14 protein-coding genes, 2 tRNA genes and 2 pseudogenes are annotated in these 22,470 nt (G+C 67.0%); 9 read left to right on the top strand and 9 right to left on the bottom strand.

What is annotated here, in order from left to right; all coding sequences use genetic code 11:
• Positions 1-93 precede the first annotated feature (93 nt).
• The 6 genes and pseudogenes from clpP to SY91_RS12765 all read left to right on the top strand — a co-directional run bounded on the left by clpP (position 94) and on the right by SY91_RS12765 (position 7,286).
• Positions 94-747 (top strand): ATP-dependent Clp endopeptidase proteolytic subunit ClpP, encoded by a 654-nt coding sequence (clpP, locus tag SY91_RS12790; protein WP_006496351.1) that lies wholly within the window; start codon positions 94-96, stop codon positions 745-747.
• Positions 748-911: 164 nt separating this feature from the next.
• Positions 912-2,182, top strand: a pseudogene (gene clpX, locus SY91_RS12785) (ATP-dependent Clp protease ATP-binding subunit ClpX).
• Positions 2,183-2,379: 197 nt separating this feature from the next.
• Positions 2,380-4,802 (top strand): annotated as a pseudogene (lon, locus tag SY91_RS12780) (endopeptidase La).
• Positions 4,803-5,009: 207 nt separating this feature from the next.
• Positions 5,010-5,085: transfer RNA gene (locus SY91_RS12775), tRNA-Val, on the top strand.
• Between the two features lie 23 nt (positions 5,086-5,108).
• A tRNA-Asp gene (locus tag SY91_RS12770) sits at positions 5,109-5,185 on the top strand.
• Between the two features lie 163 nt (positions 5,186-5,348).
• Positions 5,349-7,286 (top strand): SurA N-terminal domain-containing protein, encoded by a 1,938-nt coding sequence (locus SY91_RS12765; protein WP_006478579.1) that lies wholly within the window; start codon positions 5,349-5,351, stop codon positions 7,284-7,286.
• 74 nt (positions 7,287-7,360) lie between these two features.
• Here the strand turns inward: SY91_RS12765 and SY91_RS12760 are convergent, their stop codons facing one another.
• Positions 7,361-8,029, bottom strand: a complete 669-nt coding sequence (locus tag SY91_RS12760) for an arylesterase (protein WP_023475600.1) — start codon at positions 8,027-8,029, stop codon at positions 7,361-7,363.
• Here SY91_RS12760 and SY91_RS12755 point away from each other — a divergent pair.
• Entirely contained in the window at positions 8,028-8,741 is a 714-nt protein-coding gene (locus SY91_RS12755; RefSeq protein ID WP_023475601.1) for an ABC transporter ATP-binding protein, read from the top strand. The genes SY91_RS12760 and SY91_RS12755 overlap by 2 nt on opposite strands.
• A 68-nt stretch (positions 8,742-8,809) precedes the next feature.
• Here the strand turns inward: SY91_RS12755 and pgi are convergent, their stop codons facing one another.
• The 3 genes from pgi to SY91_RS12740 all read right to left on the bottom strand — a co-directional run bounded on the left by pgi (position 8,810) and on the right by SY91_RS12740 (position 13,442).
• Positions 8,810-10,432, bottom strand: a complete 1,623-nt coding sequence (pgi, locus tag SY91_RS12750) for a glucose-6-phosphate isomerase (RefSeq protein WP_012328695.1) — start codon at positions 10,430-10,432, stop codon at positions 8,810-8,812.
• A gap of 111 nt (positions 10,433-10,543) precedes the next feature.
• Positions 10,544-12,088, bottom strand: a complete 1,545-nt coding sequence (locus SY91_RS12745; protein ID WP_023475602.1) for an NAD(P)H-hydrate dehydratase — start codon at positions 12,086-12,088, stop codon at positions 10,544-10,546.
• A gap of 52 nt (positions 12,089-12,140) precedes the next feature.
• Complete coding sequence (locus SY91_RS12740; protein WP_023475603.1) at positions 12,141-13,442, bottom strand: FAD-dependent oxidoreductase; 1,302 nt, start codon at positions 13,440-13,442, stop codon at positions 12,141-12,143.
• A gap of 327 nt (positions 13,443-13,769) precedes the next feature.
• Here SY91_RS12740 and purL point away from each other — a divergent pair, with 327 nt between their 5' ends.
• Together purL and SY91_RS12730 are read left to right on the top strand one after the other, a co-directional pair.
• Positions 13,770-17,834 (top strand): phosphoribosylformylglycinamidine synthase, encoded by a 4,065-nt coding sequence (purL, locus tag SY91_RS12735; protein WP_023475604.1) that lies wholly within the window; start codon positions 13,770-13,772, stop codon positions 17,832-17,834.
• A gap of 4 nt (positions 17,835-17,838) precedes the next feature.
• On the top strand, positions 17,839-18,387 hold the full coding sequence (locus tag SY91_RS12730; RefSeq protein ID WP_023475605.1) for a GNAT family N-acetyltransferase: 549 nt from the start codon (positions 17,839-17,841) through the stop codon (positions 18,385-18,387).
• A 171-nt stretch (positions 18,388-18,558) separates the two neighbouring features.
• On the opposite strand, the gene SY91_RS12725 is transcribed toward SY91_RS12730, so the two are convergent.
• From SY91_RS12725 to SY91_RS12705, 5 genes are all read right to left on the bottom strand, one after another.
• Positions 18,559-19,329, bottom strand: coding sequence for a peptidylprolyl isomerase (locus tag SY91_RS12725; protein WP_185921156.1), 771 nt, complete (start codon positions 19,327-19,329; stop codon positions 18,559-18,561).
• A gap of 29 nt (positions 19,330-19,358) precedes the next feature.
• On the bottom strand, positions 19,359-19,667 hold the full coding sequence (locus tag SY91_RS12720) for a BolA family protein (RefSeq protein WP_006478588.1): 309 nt from the start codon (positions 19,665-19,667) through the stop codon (positions 19,359-19,361).
• Position 19,668: 1 nt separating this feature from the next.
• Positions 19,669-20,199: a septation protein A gene (locus SY91_RS12715; RefSeq protein ID WP_006478589.1), complete on the bottom strand. Its 531-nt coding sequence runs from the start codon at positions 20,197-20,199 to the stop codon at positions 19,669-19,671.
• Between the two features lie 130 nt (positions 20,200-20,329).
• Entirely contained in the window at positions 20,330-20,761 is a 432-nt protein-coding gene (gene msrB / locus SY91_RS12710; RefSeq protein ID WP_006478590.1) for a peptide-methionine (R)-S-oxide reductase MsrB, read from the bottom strand.
• A 44-nt stretch (positions 20,762-20,805) separates the two neighbouring features.
• Entirely contained in the window at positions 20,806-22,374 is a 1,569-nt protein-coding gene (locus SY91_RS12705) for a protein adenylyltransferase SelO (RefSeq protein ID WP_023475606.1), read from the bottom strand.
• Between the last annotated feature and the right edge of the window lie 96 nt (positions 22,375-22,470).

Here is a 22,470-nt window from a genome sequence, read left to right as displayed (position 1 = left end):
CGTTTTTACGTCAAGCGCACGGTTGCCATTAATATGGCGATTGAGCGGGCGGCTTCCTTCCGTTCAATTTTCCATTCGAACAAGGTTCATTGAATGATCACTCGCGCTGAATTGCTGGACATGCTTGCTTCGAACGCGCCGCAGGGTTTCGAGGCGCAAGCGCTGGGGCTGGTGCCGATCGTCGTCGAAACGAGCGGCCGCGGCGAGCGTTCGTACGATATCTATTCGCGTCTCCTGAAGGAGCGCCTGGTGTTCATGGTCGGCGAAGTGAACGACCAGACCGCCAACCTCGTGGTCGCGCAATTGCTGTTCCTCGAGAGCGAGAATCCCGACAAGGACATCAGCCTCTACATCAACAGCCCGGGCGGCTCGGTGTCGGCCGGGATGGCGATCTACGACACGATGCAGTTCATCAAGCCGGACGTGTCGACCCTGTGCATGGGCCTCGCGGCCAGCATGGGCGCGTTCCTGCTCGCGTCGGGCGCGAAGGGCAAGCGCTTCGCGCTGCCGAATTCGCGCGTGATGATTCACCAGCCGCTCGGCGGCGCGCGCGGCCAGGCATCCGACATCGAGATTCAGGCACGCGAGATCCTCTACCTGAAGGAACGGCTGAACAACCTGCTCGCGCAACACACGGGCCAGGACGTCGAACGCATCGCGCGCGACACCGACCGTGATAACTTCATGTCGAGCGAGGACGCGAAGGCGTACGGGCTGATCGACCAGGTGTTGTTGAAGCGCCCGTGAGTTTAAACGGGGTGCCGCCCCGATTCGGGCCGGCGCCCTCAAACGTCCCGAGTGCCCTGAGCATCTGCGGCAAGCGCATCCAGCCGGCTCCGGTCGCGCCCTAGGCGCGGCGTTCGGAGCAATCGGCGTATCATGTCATTTACCTGTCCGGAGGCTCTACATTCATGGCGGACAAAAAAGGTTCGAACAGCGAGAAGCTGTTGTATTGCTCGTTTTGCGGGAAAAGCCAGCATGAGGTGAAAAAACTCATCGCGGGCCCGTCGGTGTTCATCTGCGATGAATGTATCGACCTCTGCAACGAAATCATTCGCGACGAGGCGGCTGCCGCCGGCGTCGAGGCCAGCCTGTCCCGGTCGGATCTGCCGAGCCCGCAGGAAATTCGCGACATCCTCGATCAATACGTGATCGGCCAGGAGCGCGCGAAGAAAATCCTCGCGGTGGCCGTGTACAACCACTACAAGCGCCTGAAGCATCTCGACAAGAAGGACGACGTCGAGCTGTCGAAGAGCAACATCCTGCTGATCGGCCCGACGGGCTCCGGCAAGACGCTGCTCGCGCAGACGCTCGCGCGGTTGCTCAACGTGCCGTTCGTGATCGCCGACGCGACGACGCTGACCGAAGCCGGCTACGTCGGCGAGGACGTCGAGAACATCATCCAGAAGCTGTTGCAGAACTGCAACTACGAGGTCGACAAGGCCCAGCGCGGGATCGTCTACATCGACGAAATCGACAAGATCAGCCGCAAGTCGGACAACCCGTCGATCACGCGCGACGTGTCGGGCGAGGGCGTCCAGCAGGCGCTGCTGAAGCTCGTCGAGGGCACGATGGCGTCGGTGCCGCCGCAGGGCGGCCGCAAGCACCCGAACCAGGATTTCATCCAGGTCGACACGACCAACATCCTGTTCATCTGCGGCGGCGCGTTCGACGGTCTCGAAAAGGTGATCACCGATCGTACCGAGAAGACCGGCATCGGCTTCGGCGCGACGGTCAAGAGCAAGCAGGAACGCGACGCGGGCGAGGTGCTGCGCGAAACGGAACCGGAAGACCTGATCAAATTCGGTCTGATCCCCGAATTGATCGGCCGTCTGCCGGTGGTCGCAACGCTCGGCAAGCTCGACGAAGCTGCGCTGATGAAGATCCTGGTCGAGCCGAAGAATGCGCTCGTCAAGCAGTATCACAAGCTGTTCGCGATGGAGCGCGTCGAGCTGGAGATCCGGCCGGGCGCGTTGCAGGCAGTCGCCCGCAAGGCGATCCGCCGCAAGACTGGCGCGCGCGGTTTGCGTTCGATCATCGAACAGGCATTGCTCGACGTGATGTACGAGCTGCCGACGATGAAAGGGGTCAGCAAGGTCATCATCGATGAGAACGTCATCGATGGGACGGCAAGCCCTTGCTGATCTACGAGGACACGCCGAAGGTGGCGGGTTCGAACTGACCGGCTTGCCGACGATGTTCAGCGAAAAAGGCCGTTCATGAGTCCGTGGGCGGCTTTTTTTCGTTTATCTTGTGGGTAACTCTGACTCGACACGCGGTGGTTACTTTCTTACCGAATATTTCCCGCACTTGAAGGCTTGCAATTCGTTGTGGCGGCCTCAATTACCGAACAATTGATTCCACTCATGGGGAAATGAAATGTCAGGCACCCAACTTCTCCCGCCGGAACGCATCACGCTCCCGCTGCTGCCGCTGCGGGACGTCGTCGTTTTCCCGCACATGGTCATTCCGCTCTTCGTGGGCCGGCCGAAATCGATCAAGGCCCTCGAAGCAGCGATGGAAGGCGGCAAGCACATCATGCTCGTCGCCCAGAAAACCGCGGCCAAGGACGAACCGACCGAAAAGGACATGTACGAGGTCGGTTGTATTGCCAACATCCTGCAGATGCTGAAGCTGCCGGACGGCACCGTGAAGGTGCTCGTCGAGGGCCTGCAGCGCGCGAAGGCGTTGTCGATCGAAGAACAGGAGACGCAGTTCTCCTGCGAAGTGATGCCGCTCGAGCCCGATCACGCGGACAGCGCCGAAACGGAAGCGCTGCGCCGTGCGATCGTGTCGCAGTTCGACCAGTACGTGAAGCTGAACAAGAAGATCCCGCCGGAAATTCTTACGTCGCTGTCGGGCATCGATGAAGCAGGCCGCCTCGCCGACATGATCGCCGAGCGCCTGCCGCTGAAGCTCGACCAGAAGCAGCACATCCTCGAGATGTTCCCGGTCATCGAGCGCCTCGAGCATCTGCTCGCGCAACTCGAAGCCGAGATCGACATCCTCCAGGTCGAAAAGCGCATCCGCGGGCGCGTGAAGCGCCAGATGGAAAAGAGCCAGCGCGAGTACTACCTGAACGAACAGGTCAAGGCGATCCAGAAGGAACTGGGCGAAGGCGAGGAGGGTGCGGATCTCGAGGAACTCGAGAAGCGCATCAACGCCGCGCGCATGCCGAAGGAAGCCAAGAAGAAGGCCGACGCCGAGCTGAAGAAGCTGAAGCTGATGTCGCCGATGTCGGCGGAAGCGACCGTCGTGCGCAACTACATCGACACGCTGATCGGCCTGCCGTGGCGCAAGAAGAGCAAGGTCAACAACGACCTGTCGAACGCGGAGCAGGTGCTCGACGAGGATCACTTCGGCCTCGAGAAGGTCAAGGAACGGATCCTCGAGTATCTCGCGGTGCAACAGCGCGTGGACAAGGTCAAGGCGCCGATCCTGTGCCTCGTCGGGCCCCGGGCGTCGGCAAGACCTCGCTTGGCCAGTCGATCGCCCGTGCGACGAACCGCAAGTTCGTCCGCATGGCGCTCGGCGGCGTGCGTGACGAAGCCGAGATCCGCGGTCACCGCCGCACGTACATCGGTTCGATGCCGGGCAAGATCCTGCAAAGCCTCGCGAAGGTCGGCGTGCGCAATCCGCTCTTCCTGCTCGACGAAGTCGACAAGATGGGCATGGATTTCCGCGGCGATCCGTCGTCGGCGCTGCTCGAAGTGCTCGATCCGGAACAGAACCACACGTTCGCCGACCACTACATCGAAGTCGACTTCGACCTGTCGGACGTGATGTTCGTCGCGACGTCGAACTCGCTGAACATCCCGCCGCCGCTGCTCGACCGGATGGAAGTGATCCGTCTGTCGGGCTACACGGAAGACGAGAAGGTCAGCATTGCCCAGCGTTACCTGCTGCCGAAGCAGAAGAAGAACAACGGGCTGAAGGACGGCGAGATCGAGGTCACCGAGCAGGCGATCCGCGACATCATCCGCTATTACACGCGCGAAGCCGGTGTGCGTTCGCTCGAGCGGGAAGTGTCGAAGATCTGCCGCAAGGTCGTGAAGATGCTGCTGTTGAAGAAGGCATCGGGCGCGATCAAGGTCGATGGCGAGAACCTCGACACGTTCCTCGGCGTGCGCAAGTACGACTTCGGCCTCGCGGCGAAGGAAAACCAGGTCGGTCAGGTGACCGGCCTCGCGTGGACGGAAGTCGGCGGCGACCTGCTGACGATCGAAGCCGCGGTGATGCCGGGCAAGGGCAACGTGATCCGTACGGGTTCGCTCGGCGACGTGATGAAGGAGTCGGTCGAGGCTGCGCGTTCGGTCGTGCGCTCGCGTTCGCGTCGTCTCGGCATCAAGGACGAAGCGTTCGAGAAGCAGGACATCCACATCCACGTGCCGGAAGGCGCGACGCCGAAGGACGGCCCGTCCGCCGGCGGTGCGATGACGACCGCGCTGGTGTCGGTGCTGACGGGTATTCCCGTGCGGGCCGACGTCGCGATGACGGGCGAAATCACGTTGCGTGGCGAAGTGCTGCCGATCGGCGGGCTGAAGGAAAAGCTGCTGGCTGCGCATCGCGGCGGTATCAAGCTCGTGCTGATTCCGGAAGAGAACGTGAAGGATCTCGCGGACATTCCGGACAACGTGAAGAACGCGATCGAGATCGTGCCGGTCCGCTGGATCGACAAGGTGCTGGAGCTCGCGCTCGAGCGTTCGCCGACGCCGCTGCCGCCGGAAGAAGAAGCGAAGGCTGCGGCGCCGGTCGGTGAGGCCGCGAAGGATGCGGGCTCGACGGAAGTCGTCAAGCACTGAGACCCAGAGCACCGTCGTTGCTGACGGTTGTTCACGAAACCCGCGGCGGTGTCCGCGGGTTTTTTTATGCGCAGCGCAATCGTGCGAGCGCGTGCGTTAAAAAAATTCACGCACAGGCTTGGCAAAATGATCGGGGATGAATTACACTTGCGGGCTCGCTGATTGTTGATGCGCAAACGCAGATCGCAGTCAGAACGAATCGGAAACGGGTGCTTAGCTCAGCTGGTAGAGCGGCGCCCTTACAAGGCGTAGGTCGGGGGTTCGAACCCCTCAGCACCCACCAGTTTCCCGATTCAGCCAGACCAAGGAGCGGTAGTTCAGTCGGTTAGAATACCGGCCTGTCACGCCGGGGGTCGCGGGTTCGAGTCCCGTCCGCTCCGCCAAACAAACAACAATGCCCGCCTTGTGCGGGCATTGTTGTTTGTGCGTTCGGTTTGTGCCCGCTGCCGGGCGCGTGACTGCGGAGTGAAGGAAGCGCCTGCGTTTTATCCCGTCCCACCCCGTATGTTGTAATATCGGACGTTTTGTCCAATTTTCCCGTCACGCATGCTCGATTTCTTCCGTAATCACCAGCGCCTGATGATGGCGCTCCTGCTCCTGATCGTGTTGCCGGGGCTGGGTTTCGTCGGGATCCAAGGTTTCCGCGGCTTCTTCGACGACAGTGCGAACGTCGCGGCAGTCAACGGGCACAAGATCACGCGGGTCGAATTCGACGGCGCGTTCCGCCAGCAGATCGACCAGGCACGCCAGGCGCTCGGCGGGCAGTTCGACATCAAGATGTTCGACACGCCCGAACATCGCAAGCAGGTGCTCGACGGCCTGATCCAGCAACGCGTGCTGGCCGACGAGACGCAGCGTCTGCACCTGACCGCATCCGACAACGCCGTGCGCGACGCGCTGATGAGCGACCCGATGATCGCGTCGCTGAAGAAGCCCGACGGCACGATCGACGTCGAACGCTATGCGCAGCTGCTGTCGTTCCAGGGGATGACGCCCGAGCAGTACCAGGAGCGCGTGCGCTACAGCCTGTCGCTGCAGCAGATTCCGGCCAGCATCGTGTCGAGCGCGTTCACGCCGAAGAGCCTCGCGCAACGCTTGTCCGAACTCGCCGCGCAGCAGCGTGAAGTGCAGGCGCTCGTGCTGAAGACGAGCGACTTCGCAGCGAAGGTCCAGCCGACCGACGCGCAGCTCACCGCGTACTACGACGCGCACAAGCAGAGCTTCGCGACGCCGGAAACCGCGACGATCCAGTACCTCGTCTATTCGCCGGCCGCAGCGGCCGCGAGCGCGCAGCCGACCGAAGCGGACATCAAGAAGTTTTACGACGACAACCCGACGCACTTCCGTACCGAAGCGCAGGTGCGCGTGAGCCACATCTTCATCGCCGCGCCGGGCAGCGCCAGCGCGGCCGACAAGGCAGCAGCAAAGGCGAAGGCCGAGCAACTGCTCGCCGACGTGAAGGCGCATCCGGACCAGTTCGCGCAGATCGCGCAGAAGAGCTCGCAGGACGCGCCGTCGGCGGCGAAGGGCGGCGACCTCGGCTTCATCACGCGTGGCTCGACCGCGGGCGGCAAGGCATTCGACGATGCCGCGTTCTCGCTCAAGCAGGGCGACGTGAGCGGTATCGTGCAGTCGGATCTCGGTTTTCACATCCTGAAGGCGACCGAAGTGAAGCCGGCGGTCGTCAAGCCGTTCGCGGAAGTGAAGGACCAGATCGCGGTCGACCTGAAGCAGCAGTACGCATCGAAGGCGTTCTCGGACAACGCGGAAGGCTTCACGTCGACCGTCTACGAAAAGGCGAAGACGCTGCAGCCGGCCGCGGACAAGTACAAGCTGACGATCCAGACGGCCACCGTCACGCCGACGCCGAATCCGCAACTGGCGCCGACGAGCCCGTTGAACAATCCGAAGTTCCTGGCCGCCGTGTTCGCGAATGACGCGGTGAAGAACCAGAACAACACGCAGGCGATCGACGTCGGCAACAACACGCTGATCTCGGCGCGCGTGACCGAGCACAAGCCGGCCGCGGTACCCGCGCTCGACGCGATCAAGGACGTCGTGCGCCAGAAGGTCATCGCCGAGCAGGCCGCGGAACTCGCGAAGAAGGATGGGGCGGCGAAGTTGGCCGAACTGCAGAAGTCGAAGTCGACCGACGGGTTCGCGGCTGCGCAGAAGGTGTCGCGCACGCAATCGCAGGGCCTGACGCCGGCTGCGCTGAGCGCCGTCTACAAGGTCGATGCGAAGACGCTGCCGGCTTACGTCGGGGTCGACCTCGGCGCGGACGGTTATGCGATCTATCGTGTGAACGCGGTGATCCCGGGTTCGGCGGTCGATCCGCAGCAACTGGCGGCCGCGCAGCAGCAGATGGCGCAGGTCGACGCGCAGAGCGAAGGCGAGGCGTATCTCGCCGCGTTGCGCGATCGCTCGAAGGTCAAGCTGTACGGCAGCACGACGGCCAGCCAGCAGCAGGACGGCGACAACTGAGCCTCGTTTCGCCCGCAACCATCAAAAAGCCCCGCTCGAAGCGGGGCTTTTTGTTTTGCGACGCTCGGCTGCGGTCAGCCGCGCGGCTTGCCGAGCAACGGCTTCAGTGCCGGCCACACATTGTCGAGCAGGACGCCCTGCGCCTGCTGCGCGGGATGCATCTGGTCGGCCTGGAACATCTCGGGCTTGTTCTCGATGCCGGCCAGCAGGAACGGCACGAGCGGCACGCCGAGATCCTTCGACAGCCGCGTATAGACTGCGTGGAACTTCTGCGTGTAGTCGGGGCCGTAATTGGGTGGCACGTACATGCCGACCAGCACGACCTTCGCCCGCGCGCGCTGGGCGCTGGCGATGATGTCGCGCAGGTTCTGCTCGGTCGTCGCGAGCGGCACGCCGCGCAGCGCGTCGTTCGAACCGAGTTCGACGACGACGATCGACGGCTTGAGCCGCTGCAGCACCGCGGGCAATCGCGCACGGCCGCCGCTCGTGGTGTCGCCGCTGACGCTGGCGTTCGCGACGCTATAATCGATTCGCTCGGTCGTGAGCCGTTGCCGCAGCAGTGCCACCCAGCCGGTGTCGCGCGGCAAGCCGTATTCGGCCGAGAGACTGTCGCCGAGCACGACGATCACGGGCGGGCCCGATGCCGGCGCCGTCGCGGCGCGTGCGGGCACGGTGACGGCCAGCAGGGTGCCCAGCAGCGCGGCGGCCGCCGCGCGTCTTTTCCAGCGAAATGTCGTGTCCATGTTCAAGATTACCGATCCGATCATCGAAGTCCATGACGTGTGCAAGCGGGTTGCCGATGCAACGGGCGAGCTGACGATCCTCGACGGCATCACGCTCGCCGTGCAGCCGGGCAGCAGCCTCGCGATCGTCGGCGCGTCGGGGTCGGGCAAATCGACGCTGCTTGGCCTGCTTGCAGGGTTGGACAGCGCGACGAGCGGCACGGTTCGCCTGCTCGGCCGTGCGCTCGACCAGCTCGACGAGGACGAACGCGCGGCGCTGCGCAACGGCGCGGTCGGCTTCGTATTCCAGTCGTTCCAGTTGATGCCGCATCTGACGGCGCTCGAGAACGTGATGCTGCCGCTCGAACTGCAGGGCGGCATCAGCGCGCGCGATGCGGCCGACCGCGCGCGGGCGCTGCTCGTGCAGGTCGGTCTCGGCGAACGCACCGCGCATTATCCGAAACTGCTGTCGGGCGGCGAACAGCAGCGTGTCGCGCTCGCCCGCGCGTTCGTCACGCGCCCGGCGATCCTGTTCGCCGACGAGCCGACTGGCAGCCTCGACGCGGCCACCGGCCACGCGGTCATCGACCTGATGTTCGAACTGAACCGCGCGCACGGCGCGACGCTCGTGCTCGTCACGCACGACGCGGAACTCGCGCGCCGCTGCGCGACGACGGTCACCATCGATGCGGGGCGCATCGTCGCGCCGCACGCGGCTTCGCGCAACGCGTGAATGGTCGTGCCGGCCGCGTAGAGTGGATCGCGCGGCCGGCATGGGCATGACGCCGTCGCGTCAGCGCTTCAACGCTTGAGTGCCGCGCGGGCGCGCTCGATCAGCGCCGTGGTCGACGAGTCGTGCTTCGCCGGATCGACCGATTCGGCCGACAGGTCGGCTTCGACCACCTTGCCGAGAATCTTGCCGAGCTCGACGCCCCACTGGTCGAACGGATTGATGTCCCACACCGTCGCCTGCACGAGCACCTTGTGCTCGTAAAGCGCGATCAGCGCGCCGAGCGTGCGCGGCGTCAGCGCATCGACGAGCAGCGTCGTGGTCGGGCGGTTGCCGGGGAACGTCAGGTGCGGCGCGAGCGCTTCCTTGCCGGGCCCGGCGACCTTGCGCGCTTCCTCGAGCGTGCGGCCGAGCATCAGCGCTTCGCTCTGCGCGAAGCAGTTCGCGAGCAGTTTCGGGTGATGGCTCGCGAGCGGATGTTCGGGCGTCAGCACCGCGATGAAGTCGATCGGCACGATCGTCGGCCCTTGGTGCAGCATCTGGAAGAACGCATGCTGGCCGTTGGTGCCCGGCTCGCCCCACGTGACGGCCGACGTCGGGTAGTCGACGAAAGTGCCGTCCAGGCGCGCGGATTTGCCGTTGCTCTCCATTTCGAGCTGCTGGAGGTACGACGGCAGGTAATGCAGCGCTTCCGAATACGGCGCGACGAGATAGCTCTGCGAGCCGAAGAAATTCCGGTACCAGATGCCGATCAGGCCGAGCAGCACCGGCAGGTTGCGCTCGAGCGGCGCTTCGCGGAAGTGGCGGTCCATGTCGTTCGCGCCGGCCAGCAGCTCGTCGAACTGTTCGGGGCCGATCGCGATCATGATCGACAGGCCGACCGCCGACCACAGCGAATAGCGGCCGCCGACCCAGTCCCACATTTCGAACACGTTGTCCGCGGCGATGCCGAACTTCACGACTTCGGCCGGGTTCGCCGACACGCCGACGAAGTGCTTCGCGAGCGCATCCTCGGGGCAGCCGCGCGCGACGAACCAGTCGCGCAGCGAGCGTGCGTTCGTCATCGTCTCGAGCGTCGTGAAGGTCTTCGACACGATGATCGCGAGCGTTTCCTCGGGATCGACCTGTTCGAGCACGCGCGCGAGATCGGCGCCGTCGACGTTCGACACGAAGTGCGTCGAGATCTCGGGCGTCGCGACGTGGTGCAGCGCATGCACGACCATCTTCGGGCCGAGATCCGAGCCGCCGATGCCGATGTTGATCACGTGGCGAATGCGCTTGCCCGTATAGCCCGTCCACGTGCCGCTGCGCACGGCGCGCGCGAACGTCGCCATCTTCGCGCGCTCGGCGCTCACCTGCGCATGGAACGGCGCTTGTGGGTCGGTCGCGCGCAGCGCGGTGTGCAGCGCGGCGCGGCCTTCGGTCGGGTTGACGATCTCGCCCGCGAACATCGCGTCGCGGCGCGCCTCGACGCCGGCGTCGCGCGCGAGCTGCACGAGCAGGCGCAGCGTTTCGTCGTCGATGCGATTCTTCGAGAAATCGGCCGCGAGACCGCCGCCCGGAATCGTGAAGCGTTCGGCGCGGGTCGGCGCGCGATCGTTTTCCGGCGCGAACCAGTCGCGCAGCCGCGCGTGGCGGATCTGTTCGAAGTGGGATTGAAGGGCAGTCCAGGCGGGGAGCGATTTCAGCGTCATGGCGGTTCGAGTGAAGCGTGAATCGGGAGGAATGCCGCGCCGGCTCATCGGGATCGGAAAGCCGGCGGACGAGAAGGCCCGCCGTGCGGCGGGGCAGTCAGTATAGCGGCGTTACGTGTCGGCGCGCGGCGACGGATAAAAAAGGCGATTGATCAGCGTGCGTACCATCGGCGCGAGCTCGCCCGCGGTGAGCCCGGCCGGCCCGGTGCCGTTCGCGGTCAGCGTGTCGGCCGCGAGACCGTGCAGGTAGACGCCGGCCAGCGCGGCTTCGTACGGCGCGACCCGCTGCGCCAGTAGTGCGCCGATCAGGCCGCCGAGCACGTCGCCGGTGCCGCCCGTGGCGAGCGCCGCGTTGCCGGTCGGGTTGATCGTCACGCGGCCGTCGGGCGCCGCAATCACCGTGCCCGAGCCTTTCAGCACCACGATGGCCGCGTAGCGTGCGGCGAGCGCTTGTGCGGCCGCGACGCGATCGCGCTGTACCGAGGCCGTGTCGCCGCCGAGCAGGCGCGCGGCTTCGAGCGGATGCGGCGTCAGCACGTACGGATTGCCGCGCGCGCCGCGCGTGGCGACGGCGGCCGCGAGGTCCGCGTGCGTCGCGACGAGGTTCAGCGCATCGGCATCGAGCAGCGTCGCGATGTCGTGCGCGAGCGCGTCGCGCACCAGCGTCGCCGCGGCTTCGCGTGTGCCGAGCCCGCAACCGGCCGCGAGCGCGGTCATCGCGCCGAGGTCGAGCGTGTCGGCCGGATGCAGCATCAGTTCGGGGAAGGGCGGATCGTACGGCGGCGCGCCTGCGCCGAGGAAGCCGACGTGCACCTTGCCGGCGCCCGCGAACAGCGCGGCGCGGGCGGCGAGGATCGGCGCGCCGCACATGCCGGTGTCGCCGCCGAGCACCGCGAGGCTGCCGTACGTGCCCTTGTGGGACGCGAAGGCACGCACGGGCAGCGCCGCGGCGAACCGCGCGGGCGCATTCAGCACGATGGCCGGCGCGGCGGGCGGCGTGACGTCGAGCGACGCGACGTGGATCTCGCCGGCGAGATCGCGGCCTTCGCCCGTGTAGAGGCCGGGCTTCGCGCCGATGAAGGTGAGCGTGTGGGTGGCCGCGACGGCGATGCCCGCGCCGACGATCCGGCCCGTGTCGCTGTCGAGCCCGCTCGGCACGTCGAGCGCGAGCACGCGGCCGCCGCCGCGCGCATGGGCGGCGATGCGTGCGGCCTGCTCGGCGAACGCGCCGCCGAGCGCGCGGCCGAGACCGATGCCGAACAGCCCGTCGACGATCCACGCGTAACCATCCAGCGACGCGGGCGGGGTAGCCGACAGCGGCACGCCGGCCGAGCGCGCGAGACCGAGCGCCCATTGCGCGTCGTCCGGCTTGACCGGTACCGGCATCCACGCATGCGTCGCGACGCCGAGTTGCTGGAGCTGCGCGGCGGCGACCAGTGCGTCGCCGCCGTTGTTGCCGGGGCCGACCGCGAACCAGACGGGGCGATCGTCGCCGGCGATGCGCTCGGACAGCCAGCGCGCGGCGGCGGCGCCGGCGCGGCCCATCAGCGTGTGCGGCGGCAGCGCAGCGGTGGCGTCGGCTTCGGCGGCGCGCAGGTCGACGACGCGCAAGAGCGCGATCGGATCGGAATCGGGAAGCGGATGGGTAACGGTCATCGCGGGATCGTGGCGGCTGGCAAGGATGCCGCCACGAGTCGGCCCGCGGCGGTCAGGTCGTGAAGCGGCCGGCGCTCAGCGCGGCGAGCGTGCCGGCGGGCCAGTGCTGGACGTTGCCGCCCAGATAGTCGGTCACCACTTTAGCAGACCCGCACGCGAGGCCCCAGCCGGCCGGGCCATGGCCGAAATTGACGAACACGCGTGGATGCGGGGTCGGACCCACGACGGGCAGGCCGTCCGGCGACAGCAGTTGCATGCCTTGCCACGACAGCGCGGCCGAAATCTTCGCGGCGCCGGGCACCCAGTCGTGGACGGCCTGGCCGAGCAGCGCGAGCGCGGCCTCGGACAACGGCTCGGCGAGCGGCTTCGCGGTATCGGCGAGGCTCTGCAGCACGGCGCCGCCGCCGATACGCAACCGCTGGTGGGTGCGCGTGATCGAGATTCGCTTGATCGCATCGACGACGCTCAGGTGCGGTGCGTGTTCTTCGTACGCGACAGGCGCGGTGAGCGTATGGGTGCGGACCGGATGCAGCGGCAAGCGCCAGCCGAGCCGTTCGAGCAGCGGGAGGCTGCCCGCGCCGGCGGCGACCACGATCGCGTCGGCGGACATCACGTCGACCTCGCGCGCCTTCGCCGTGCTCCCGTTGCCCGGCGGCACGAGCTCGACCGCGGCCCGGCCGTTGTCGATGCGGATCGCGGCGACGTCCGCGCCGAAGCAGAACTGCACGCCGTGCTCGTCGAGCGTCTGCTTGACCAGTTTCGCGAACAGCGGGCAATTGCCGGTGCGCTCGGTTTCGAGCAGCACGCCGCCGGCAAAGCCGGGCTCCGCCGGCACCGACGGTTCGAGCGCCGCGCATTCGTCGGCGCTGAGGAGGCGGTACGGCTGGTCGAGCGTGCGCAGCAGGTCGAGCGCGGGCTGCAGCGCATCCCAGTCGCGTGGATCGCGCACGACGTGCAGGATGCCCGGTTTCTGCTCGAATTCGAGCTCGAGGCGCGCCTCGATATCGGCGAGCGTGTCGCGCGACACGTCGATCAGCGGGCGCAGCCGCGCGTACTGCGCGGCGAACGCGTCGGGCTCGCGCAGCGTGCCGAGCTGCTTGACGAAGCGGCGCACGCCGCCGTTGAAGCCCGGCTTGTAGACGATGCCGCTGTCGCGCGGCTGGCGCTGGCGCATGAACGTCGGGCCGAACCAGACGTCGAGCGGGCTCGGCAGCAGCGCGCCGCCGTCGCCGTAGGTCGCGCCTTGCGCGACGGTCGCGTGGCGTTCGACCACGCACACGCGATGGCCGGCCGCGCGCAGCTGGTAGGCGGTGGCGACGCCGCTGATTCCGCCGCCGATGACGATGACATCCATGGATTGCTTCGATGACGGGCGGCGCGCACGCCGCCCGGTGAGAATTCGCTGAGGGCCCGGGCCCGGTGAACCCGGAATGATAGCGCCAAAAGTGCGCGAGCCGGCGCCGGCCGAGCATGGGTCGTGCGGTTGCGTCGCGGCGGCCGGCGCGCTGGCCCGCGCAGGCCGTCCGGTGGCCGGCCGTGCGCGCCCCGCGCCCGGGCACCGATGCGGTGCACGCGGACTACCGATCGGCCGGTCTTGGGCGGCCGACTTCCGGGTATAATTACGGCCTTCCTTTCGCCCCACGTCGCCACCTCGCGCGACTCATCGACGTCAGTCCAGCCCATGGCTCACTTCTCGTGTTTTCCCGGCGCTTCGGCCCTCTCCGATTTCCGTCAAACCCGTCTGCTCGACACGCTCAGGCAAATCGACGCCAACATCGTCGCGGTGCGCGGCCAGTTCCTGCACTTCGTCAATGCGGCCGAGCCGCTGTCGGCCGACGACAGCGCGCGCATCGATGCGCTGATGCACTACGGCGAGCCGTTCCAGCCGGCGGGCGAGAAGGGCGCGACCGAGACCTTCGTCGTGCTGCCGCGCTTCGGCACGGTCTCGCCGTGGGCGAGCAAGGCGACCGACATCGCGCAGCACTGCGGCCTCACGCAGGTGCGCCGCATCGAGCGCGGCGTCGAATTCACGGTCACGCTGAAGTCGGGCCTGCTCGGCGGCAAGAAGGCGCTGTCGGACGACGCGCGCGCGGCCGTCGCGGCCGCGCTGCATGACCGGATGACCGAAAGCGTGGTCGCGGCGCGCGACGATGCGAAGCACCTGTTCGACGAACTGCCGGCCAAGCCGCTGTCGACCGTCGACGTGCTCGGCGTCGGCCGCGGCGCGCTGGAGCGCGCGAACGTCGAACTGGGCCTCGCGCTCGCCGACGACGAGATCGACTATCTGGTCGACGCGTTCCGCAATCTCGAACGCAACCCGACCGACGTCGAACTGATGATGTTCGCGCAGGCGAACAGCGAACACTGCCGCCACAAGATCTTCAACGCGCAGTGGACGATCGACGGCGAAGCGCAGGACATGTCGCTGTTCGCGATGATCCGCAACACCGAGAAGCTGAGCCCGCAGGGCACGATCGTCGCGTATTCGGACAACTCGTCGATCATGGTCGGCGCCGAAGCCGAGCGCTGGTTCCCGCGCAAGGCCGGTGCGGCTGGCGAGCCGGGTGAGCGCTACGGCCGCCACACCGAGCTCACGCACACGCTGATGAAGGTCGAGACGCACAACCATCCGACGGCGATCTCGCCGTTCCCGGGGGCGGCGACCGGCGCGGGCGGCGAAATCCGCGACGAAGGCGCGACGGGCCGCGGTGCGCGTCCGAAGGCCGGCCTCACGGGCTTCACCGTGTCGAATCTCGACCTGCCCGACGCCCGCCAGCCGTGGGAAAACGCGCGCGACGCCGCGCAGCCGGTGGCCGAGCGCAACCCGAACGAGCAGCACGGCCCGTACGGCCGTCCTGACCGCATCGCGTCGCCGCTGCAGATCATGATCGACGGCCCGCTCGGCGGCGCCGCGTTCAACAACGAATTCGGCCGCCCGAACCTCGGCGGCTATTTCCGCGTGTACGAGCAGAACGTCGGCGGCACGGTGCACGGCTATCACAAGCCGATCATGATCGCGGGCGGCCTCGGCAACATCGCGGATCAGCACACGCACAAGCACGACGTGCCGGCCGGCTCGCTGCTGATCCAGATCGGCGGCCCCGGCATGCGGATCGGCATGGGCGGCGGCGCCGCGAGCTCGATGGCGACCGGCGCGAACACGGCCGAACTCGACTTCGACTCGGTGCAGCGCGGCAACCCGGAAATCGAGCGGCGCGCGCAGGAAGTGATCAACGGCTGCTGGCAGCTCGGTGCGGAAAACCCGATCCTGAGCATCCACGACGTCGGCGCGGGCGGCCTGTCGAACGCATTCCCCGAAATCGTCGACGGCGCCGGCAAGGGCGCGCGCTTCGAACTGCGCAAGGTCGCGCTCGAGGAATCGGGCCTGTCGCCGCGCGAAATCTGGTCGAACGAGGCGCAGGAGCGCTACGTGCTGGCGATCGCGCCGGCCGACCTGCCGCGCTTCGAGGCGATCTGCGCGCGCGAGCGCTGCCCGTTCGCGGTGGTCGGTGTCGCGACTGACGAACGCCAGCTGAAGCTCGTCGACGACGAAGCGACGGGCGCCGACGAATACCCGGTCGACATGCCGATGGAAGTGCTGCTCGGCAAGCCGCCGCGCATGCACCGCGACGTCGTGCGCGTCGCGACCGAGCGCGCGCCGGTCGACGTGACGGGTATCGCACTGTCGGAAGTCGCGGTCGACGTGCTGAAGCACCCGACGGTCGGCAGCAAGTCGTTCCTGATCACGATCGGCGACCGTTCGGTCGGCGGTACGTCGGTGCGCGACCAGATGGTCGGCCCGTGGCAGGTGCCGGTGGCCGACTGCGCGATCACCGCGCTCGACTACGCGGGCTTCAAGGGCGAGGCGATGACGATGGCCGAGCGCACGCCGCTCGCCGTGATCGATGCGCCGGCATCGGGCCGCATGGCCGTTGGCGAAGCGATCACGAACATCGCGAGCGCGCCGATCGCGTCGCTCGACAAACTGAAGCTGTCGGCGAACTGGATGGCCGCGTGCGGCACGGCCGGCGAGGACGCCGCGCTGTTCGACACGGTCAAGGCGATCGGCATGGAGCTGTGCCCGGCGCTCGGGATCGGCATCCCGGTCGGCAAGGACTCGCTGTCGATGAAGACGAAGTGGGACGAGCAGGGCGTCGCGAAGGAAGTGGTGTCGCCGGTGTCGCTGATCATCTCCGCGTTCGCGCCGGTCGAGGACGTGCGCCGTCATCTGACGCCGCAACTGCGCCGCGTGGCCGACGCGGGCGACACAGTGCTGATCGCGATCGATCTCGGCCGCGGGAAGAACCGGATGGGCGGCAGCATCTTCGCGCAGGTCACGCAGCAGGTCGGCGACACGACGCCGGACGTCGACGACGCGGAAGACCTGAAGCGCTTCTTCAACGCGATCCAGTCGCTCAATGCGCAGGACAAGCTGCTCGCCTACCACGACCGCTCGGACGGCGGCCTGTGGGCAACCGTGTGCGAAATGGCGTTCGCGGGCCACGCGGGCGTGTCGCTGAACGTCGACATGCTGACGCTCGACCCGAACCACGAATCCGACTACGGCGACGCGAAGGACTGGGCGAAGCAGACGAGCGGCCTTCGCGACGACCGCACGCTGCGCGCACTGTTCTCCGAAGAACTCGGCGCTGTCGTGCAGGTACGCGCATCCGACCGCGATGCGGTGCTCGGCGCGCTGCGCGAATTCGGTCTGTCGACGTGCTCGCACGTGATCGGCTCGGTCAACGATCGCGACGTGATCGAGGTGTACCGCGATGCGAAGAAGATCTTCGACGCGCCGCGTGCCGAACTCCATCGCGCATGGAGCGAAGTGAGCTGGCGCATCGCGCGCCTGCGCGACAACCCAGCCTGCGCGGATGCCGAATACGACGCGCTGCTCGACGCGGCCGATCCGGGCCTCTCGCCGGTGCTCACGTTCGATCCGGCCGACGACATCGCCGCGCCGTTCATCGCGACGGGCGCACGGCCGCGCGTCGCGATCCTGCGCGAGCAGGGCGTGAACTCGCATCTGGAAACCGCGTACGCGTTCGATCGCGCAGGCTTCGATGCGCACGACGTGCACATGAGCGACCTGCTCGCCGGCCGCGCGACGCTGGCCGATTTCGCGGGTGCGGTCGCGTGCGGCGGCTTCTCGTACGGCGACGTGCTGGGTGCGGGCGAAGGCTGGGCGAAGACGATCCGTTTCAACGCGAACCTCGCCGACATGTTCTCGGCGTTCTTCGCGCGTCCCGATACGTTCGCCCTCGGTATCTGCAACGGCTGCCAGATGCTGTCGAGCATCGCGTCGATGATCCCGGGCGCGGAAGCGTGGCCGAAGTTCACGCGCAACAAGTCCGAGCAGTTCGAGGCGCGCTTCTCGTTCGTCGAGGTGGAGAAGTCGCCGTCGATCTTCTTCGCGGGGATGGAAGGCTCGCGGATTCCGGTCGCGGTCGCGCACGGCGAAGGCTACGCGGACTTCTCGCAGCAGGGCGACATCGACCGCGTCGCGGTCGCGATGCGCTACGTCGACCACCGCGGCGAAGCGACCGAACGCTATCCGTTCAACCCGAACGGGTCGCCGGCCGGCATCACGTCGGTCACGACGGCCGACGGCCGCTTCTCGGTGCTGATGCCGCACATGGAGCGGGTGCATCGCACGGTCACGATGAGCTGGCACCCGGAAGGCTGGGGTGAAGCGAGCCCGTGGCTGCGCGTGTTCCGCAACGCGCGCCGCTGGATCGGCTGATCGGATGATGTTCGACCCGAACGCGCCGGTCGAGGTCGTCACGCTGCGTGACGAACGGGCGAGCGAGGCCGACGCGATCGGCCGCGTGATCCGGGCGGCGTTCGCGGGCGAGCCGCAGGGCGGCGAGTTCGAACAGCGCATCGTCGACACGCTGCGCACGGACGGGGCGCTGAGCGTATCGCTCGTCGCGGAGCGCGACGGGCGTATCGTCGGGCACGTCGCGTTCTCGCCCGTCGCGATCGGCGGCGAGCCGGCCGGCAGCCAGCAGTGGTATGGGCTGGCACCGCTCGCGGTGCGGCCCGATTGCCAGCGGCAAAGCATCGGCGCGGGACTCGTGCGCACGGGGCTCGATGCGTTGCGGCGGCTCGGCGCGCGTGGCTGCGTGGTGCTGGGCGAGCCCGCGTATTACACGCGTTTCGGGTTCGAGCCGCGCGGCGACATCGTGTTTCCGGGCGTGCCGGCCGAGTATTTCCTCGCGCTGTCGTTCGACGAATCGGCGCCGCTGCCGGCGGGCGACGTGCGTTATCACGATGTGTTTTATCCCGCCGCGTAGCGAACGCCGCAGGCGGGTAACACCTGATATGGGAAAGCCGCTCTCCGGAGCGGTTTTTTATTGCGCGTCGGCCACGCACCATCGCGTCGCGCTACATCCGTTTCGTGCACGCCAAAAGAAAAAGCCGCTCCGAAGAGCGGCTTTTCGATGCGCGTATGATGCGCGCCGGCGTTACTGGATCTTCGCCTGCTGACGCAGACCTTCCTCGAACGCCTGCAGCTTCTGCTGCACGAGCTGCTGCGCGATCTGCGCCTTCACCTGATCGAACGGCGGCGGCGCGATGTCGCGGATGTCGTCGACGCGGATGATGTGCCAGCCGAACTGCGTCTTCACCGGCGCGTCGGTCATCTGGCCTTTCTGCAGCTTCTGCGCGGCTGCCGCGAATTCCGGCACGTACGCCTTCGGGTCGGACCAGTCGAGATCGCCGCCGTTCTTGCCGGAACCCGGGTCCTTCGAGTATTGCTTCGCGAGGTCCTCGAACTTCGCGCCGCCCTTGATCTTCGCGATCAGGTCCTTCGCCTGCTGCTCGTTGTCGACGAGGATGTGGTGCAGGTGGTACTCGCGGTTGCCGCCCACGCCCTTGACGAGTTCGTCGTAGCGCGCCTTCACTTCGGCATCGGTCGGCTGGTTCTTCTTCAGGAAGCTCTCGATCATCGAGCGCAGCACGACGGTCTGCTGCGCGACGGCGACTTGCGCCTTCACGTCCGGACGATTCGGGATGCCTTCGCGGATCGCTTCCTGCATCAGGATTTCGCGGTTCACCAGTTCCTGGCGCACGGCCTGCTGCAGTTGCGGGCCGTCGGTCTGGCCTTGCTGGACGAGTTGCGCGACCATCGCGTCGGCGCGCGACTTCGGAATCGGCGTGCCGTTGACGACGGCGATGTTCTGGGCGAATGCCGGTGCCGCTGCAAATGCAGCCGCCGCGACCCACAGGCGGGGGATTTCAGGATCATCGGGAATTCCTAATGAGACTAGATTGAAGATTCGTTGAATTCTTCGGGCGTGTACGCCACGATCGCGAGCGCGTGAATGCCGCGCTGCATCGCATCAGCGAGCGCATCATACACCAGCCGGTGCCGCGCGACGCGCGGCTTGCCCGCGAACGCGGACGAGACGATCGTGACCGTGAAATGGCCGCCGGAGGCCGCGCCCGCATGGCCCGCGTGCTGCGCGCTGTCGTCGCGCACGGTGAGCGACAGCGGCGCGAGCGACGCGGTGAGGCGCGCTTCGATCAGCGCGATGCGTTCGTCGGCGGAGGCGTGGAGAAAGGCGTCGCTCATGTCATTCGTCCTTCAGGTACTTCGTGAGCCACAGGCTCTGCAGGATGATGAACACGACCATCGCGCCCGTCGTACCGAACAGCTTGAAGTTCACCCATTGCGATTCGGTGAAGTTGTGCACCACGTACAGGTTCGCGACGCCGAGCACCGCGAAGAACAGCGCCCAGGCGACGTTCAGCTTGTCCCACACGGGTACGGGCAGCGTGAGCTGCTTGCCCATCATCTTCTCGATCAGGTTCTTGCCGAACGCATAGCGTGCGGCGAGCAGCCCGATCGCAAACAGCCAGTACAGCACGGTCGGTTTCCATTGAATGAATTTCTCGTCATGCAGGACGAGGGTGGCGCCACCGAACACGACGATCACGCCGAGGCTGACCCACAGCATCGTGTCGACCTTCCGGTGCCGGAAGGCGACCCAGGCGACCTGGGCCAGCGTCGCGACGATCGCGACGGCGGTGGCGGTGAAGATGCCCCAGACCTTGAAGGCGACAAAAAACAGGATGATCGGAAACAGATCGAACAGGAATTTCATGGCGCTCGCAGCTGCGTGACGGGCCGCTGGCGCGGCCTGTCACCGTTGTAGGGACCCGCCAGGCATCGCCGTCGCGGATCGGGGGCGGCCCGCCCGGGGCTGGCTGCCTCGGCGATCCGCCCGGCGCCGCTCATTCGTTTTCGGGTCGGGACTCGAAGTTTAACGCAGCCGAATTGATGCAGTACCGCAAACCGGTCTTGTCGCGCGGGCCGTCCTCGAACACGTGGCCCAGATGCGCGCCGCAGTGATTGCAGCGCACCTCGACGCGCACCATCCCGTGCGAGTAGTCGACCTTCTCGTCGATCACCTCGCCGTTGAGCGGCTTGAAGTAGCTGGGCCACCCGCAGCCCGAGTGGAACTTGGCGCCGGATTCGAACAGCGGCGTGCTGCAGACGACGCACTTGTAGATGCCGGCATCCTCGGTGTCGGTGTATTCGCCGGTGAATGCGCGCTCGGTCGCCGCGTGCTGCGTGACCTCGTACTGCATCGGCGTAAGCCGGCGGCGCAGTTCGGCGTCGTCCTTCTGGTACGGGAAGGTCTTGTCGTCGGAATCGTGGGACATGGGGGTTCTCCTGATCGGTCGGTCGAGATGCGCGGGTTGCGGGCTCAGGATGAGCAGCTCACTTCGAGCGAGCCGGCCCAGTCGGGCGGCAACGCCGCGTACGCTTCATGCTCGGGTTGTTCGTCGAACGGACGGCGCAGGATCTGCGCGAGCCGCTCGACTTCCGAAAAATCCTTTTCCTTCGCGCGCCGGATCGCGACTTCGGCCAGATGGTTGCGAAGCACGTATTTGGGGTTCGCGCGGTTCATTGCAACCGCGCGCGCCGCGTCGTCGCGCGTTTCCTCGGACAGTCGCGCGCGGTAGAGGTTCGCCCATGCGTCGAATGCGTCACGGTCGATGAAGAGGTCGCGCAGGGGTGCGTCGCGGCTCGCGTCGTGCTTCGAGAGCTGCGCGAGCCGGCGGAACGTCAGCGTGAAATCCGCGTGGCTCGCATGCATCGTCTCGAGCAGCTTGTTCGCGAGTTCGGCGTCGCCCTCGCGTTCGAGTTCGAGGCCGAGTTTCGCGCGCATCGCGCGTTCGAGCGCGGGGCCGAAGCGCTCCGGAAACTTCGCGAGCACGGCCTGGGCGTCGTCCACCGCGCGCTCGGCGCGCGCATCGTCGTCGGCGATGCCGTGCTGCAGCGCGATCAGCGGCAGCAGCGCCTGCGCGAGGCAGTAGCAGTTCCAGTGCGCGATGCGCGGCTGCATCCGGTACGCATAGCGGCCGCTGGTGTCCGAGTGGTTGCAGATGTGGTTCGCATCGAACGCATCGACGAAGCCGAACGGGCCGTAGTCGATCGTCACGCCGAGGATCGACATGTTGTCGGTGTTCATCACGCCGTGGCAGAAGCCGACGGCCTGCCATTGCGCGACGAGGTCGGCCGTGCGCAGCGTCGCCGCTTCGAGCAGCGCGAGGTACGGATCGTCCGCGTCGCGGCAGGCCGGATAGAAGCGGTCGATCACGTGGTCGGCAAGCTGGCGCAGCAGGTCGGGGCGATCGTTCGAGAAGAAGTGCTCGAAGTGACCGAAGCGCACGAAGCTTTCCGACACGCGGGTGACCACGGCCGCCGTCTCGATCTCCTCGCGCACCACCGGCTGGTCGGAGCCGATCACCGTCAGCGCGCGCGTGGTCGGAATGCCGAGGTGATGCATCGCTTCCGAGCACAGGAATTCGCGGATCGACGAGCGCAGCACCGCGCGGCCGTCGCCCATGCGCGAATACGGCGTGCGGCCGCCGCCCTTGAGTTGCAGCTCGTAGCGCCGGCCGTCGGTGCCGGGCAATTCGCCGATCGTCAGCGCGCGGCCGTCGCCGAGCTGGCCGGCCCACACGCCGAACTGATGGCCGGAGTAGACCGACGCGTACGGCATCGCGTGCGCGGGCCAGTCGCGCGTCGGGTTGCCGGCGAACAGCTCGGCGAAACCGGGTTGCGCGGCGACTGCGGGGGGCAGGTCGAGCAGTTGCGCGACGTCGTCGGAAAAGCCGACGACGTACGGCGCGGCAAGCGGCGCGGCCGGCAGGCGCGTATGAAACGCGTCGCCGAGCGTGACGAACGCGCGTTCGGCAGGCGCGGCGAGCGTCGCGGCGAGGTCGGGCAGGGTGTCAGCCGCATCGGCTGCGCTTCGGGAAAACGACATGTTGAGCGCCTCTGGGTAAGCCGATATTGTAAGGCGGCGCCGCGCCGCCCGCATGGCGGCCCGCGCACCGTGCGCCACGCCCGTCCGGGGCCGCTG

The organism is Burkholderia cenocepacia (assembly GCF_014211915.1).
Taxonomy (GTDB): domain Bacteria; phylum Pseudomonadota; class Gammaproteobacteria; order Burkholderiales; family Burkholderiaceae; genus Burkholderia; species Burkholderia orbicola.
This window is presented reverse-complemented; position numbering and strand designations above follow the sequence as displayed.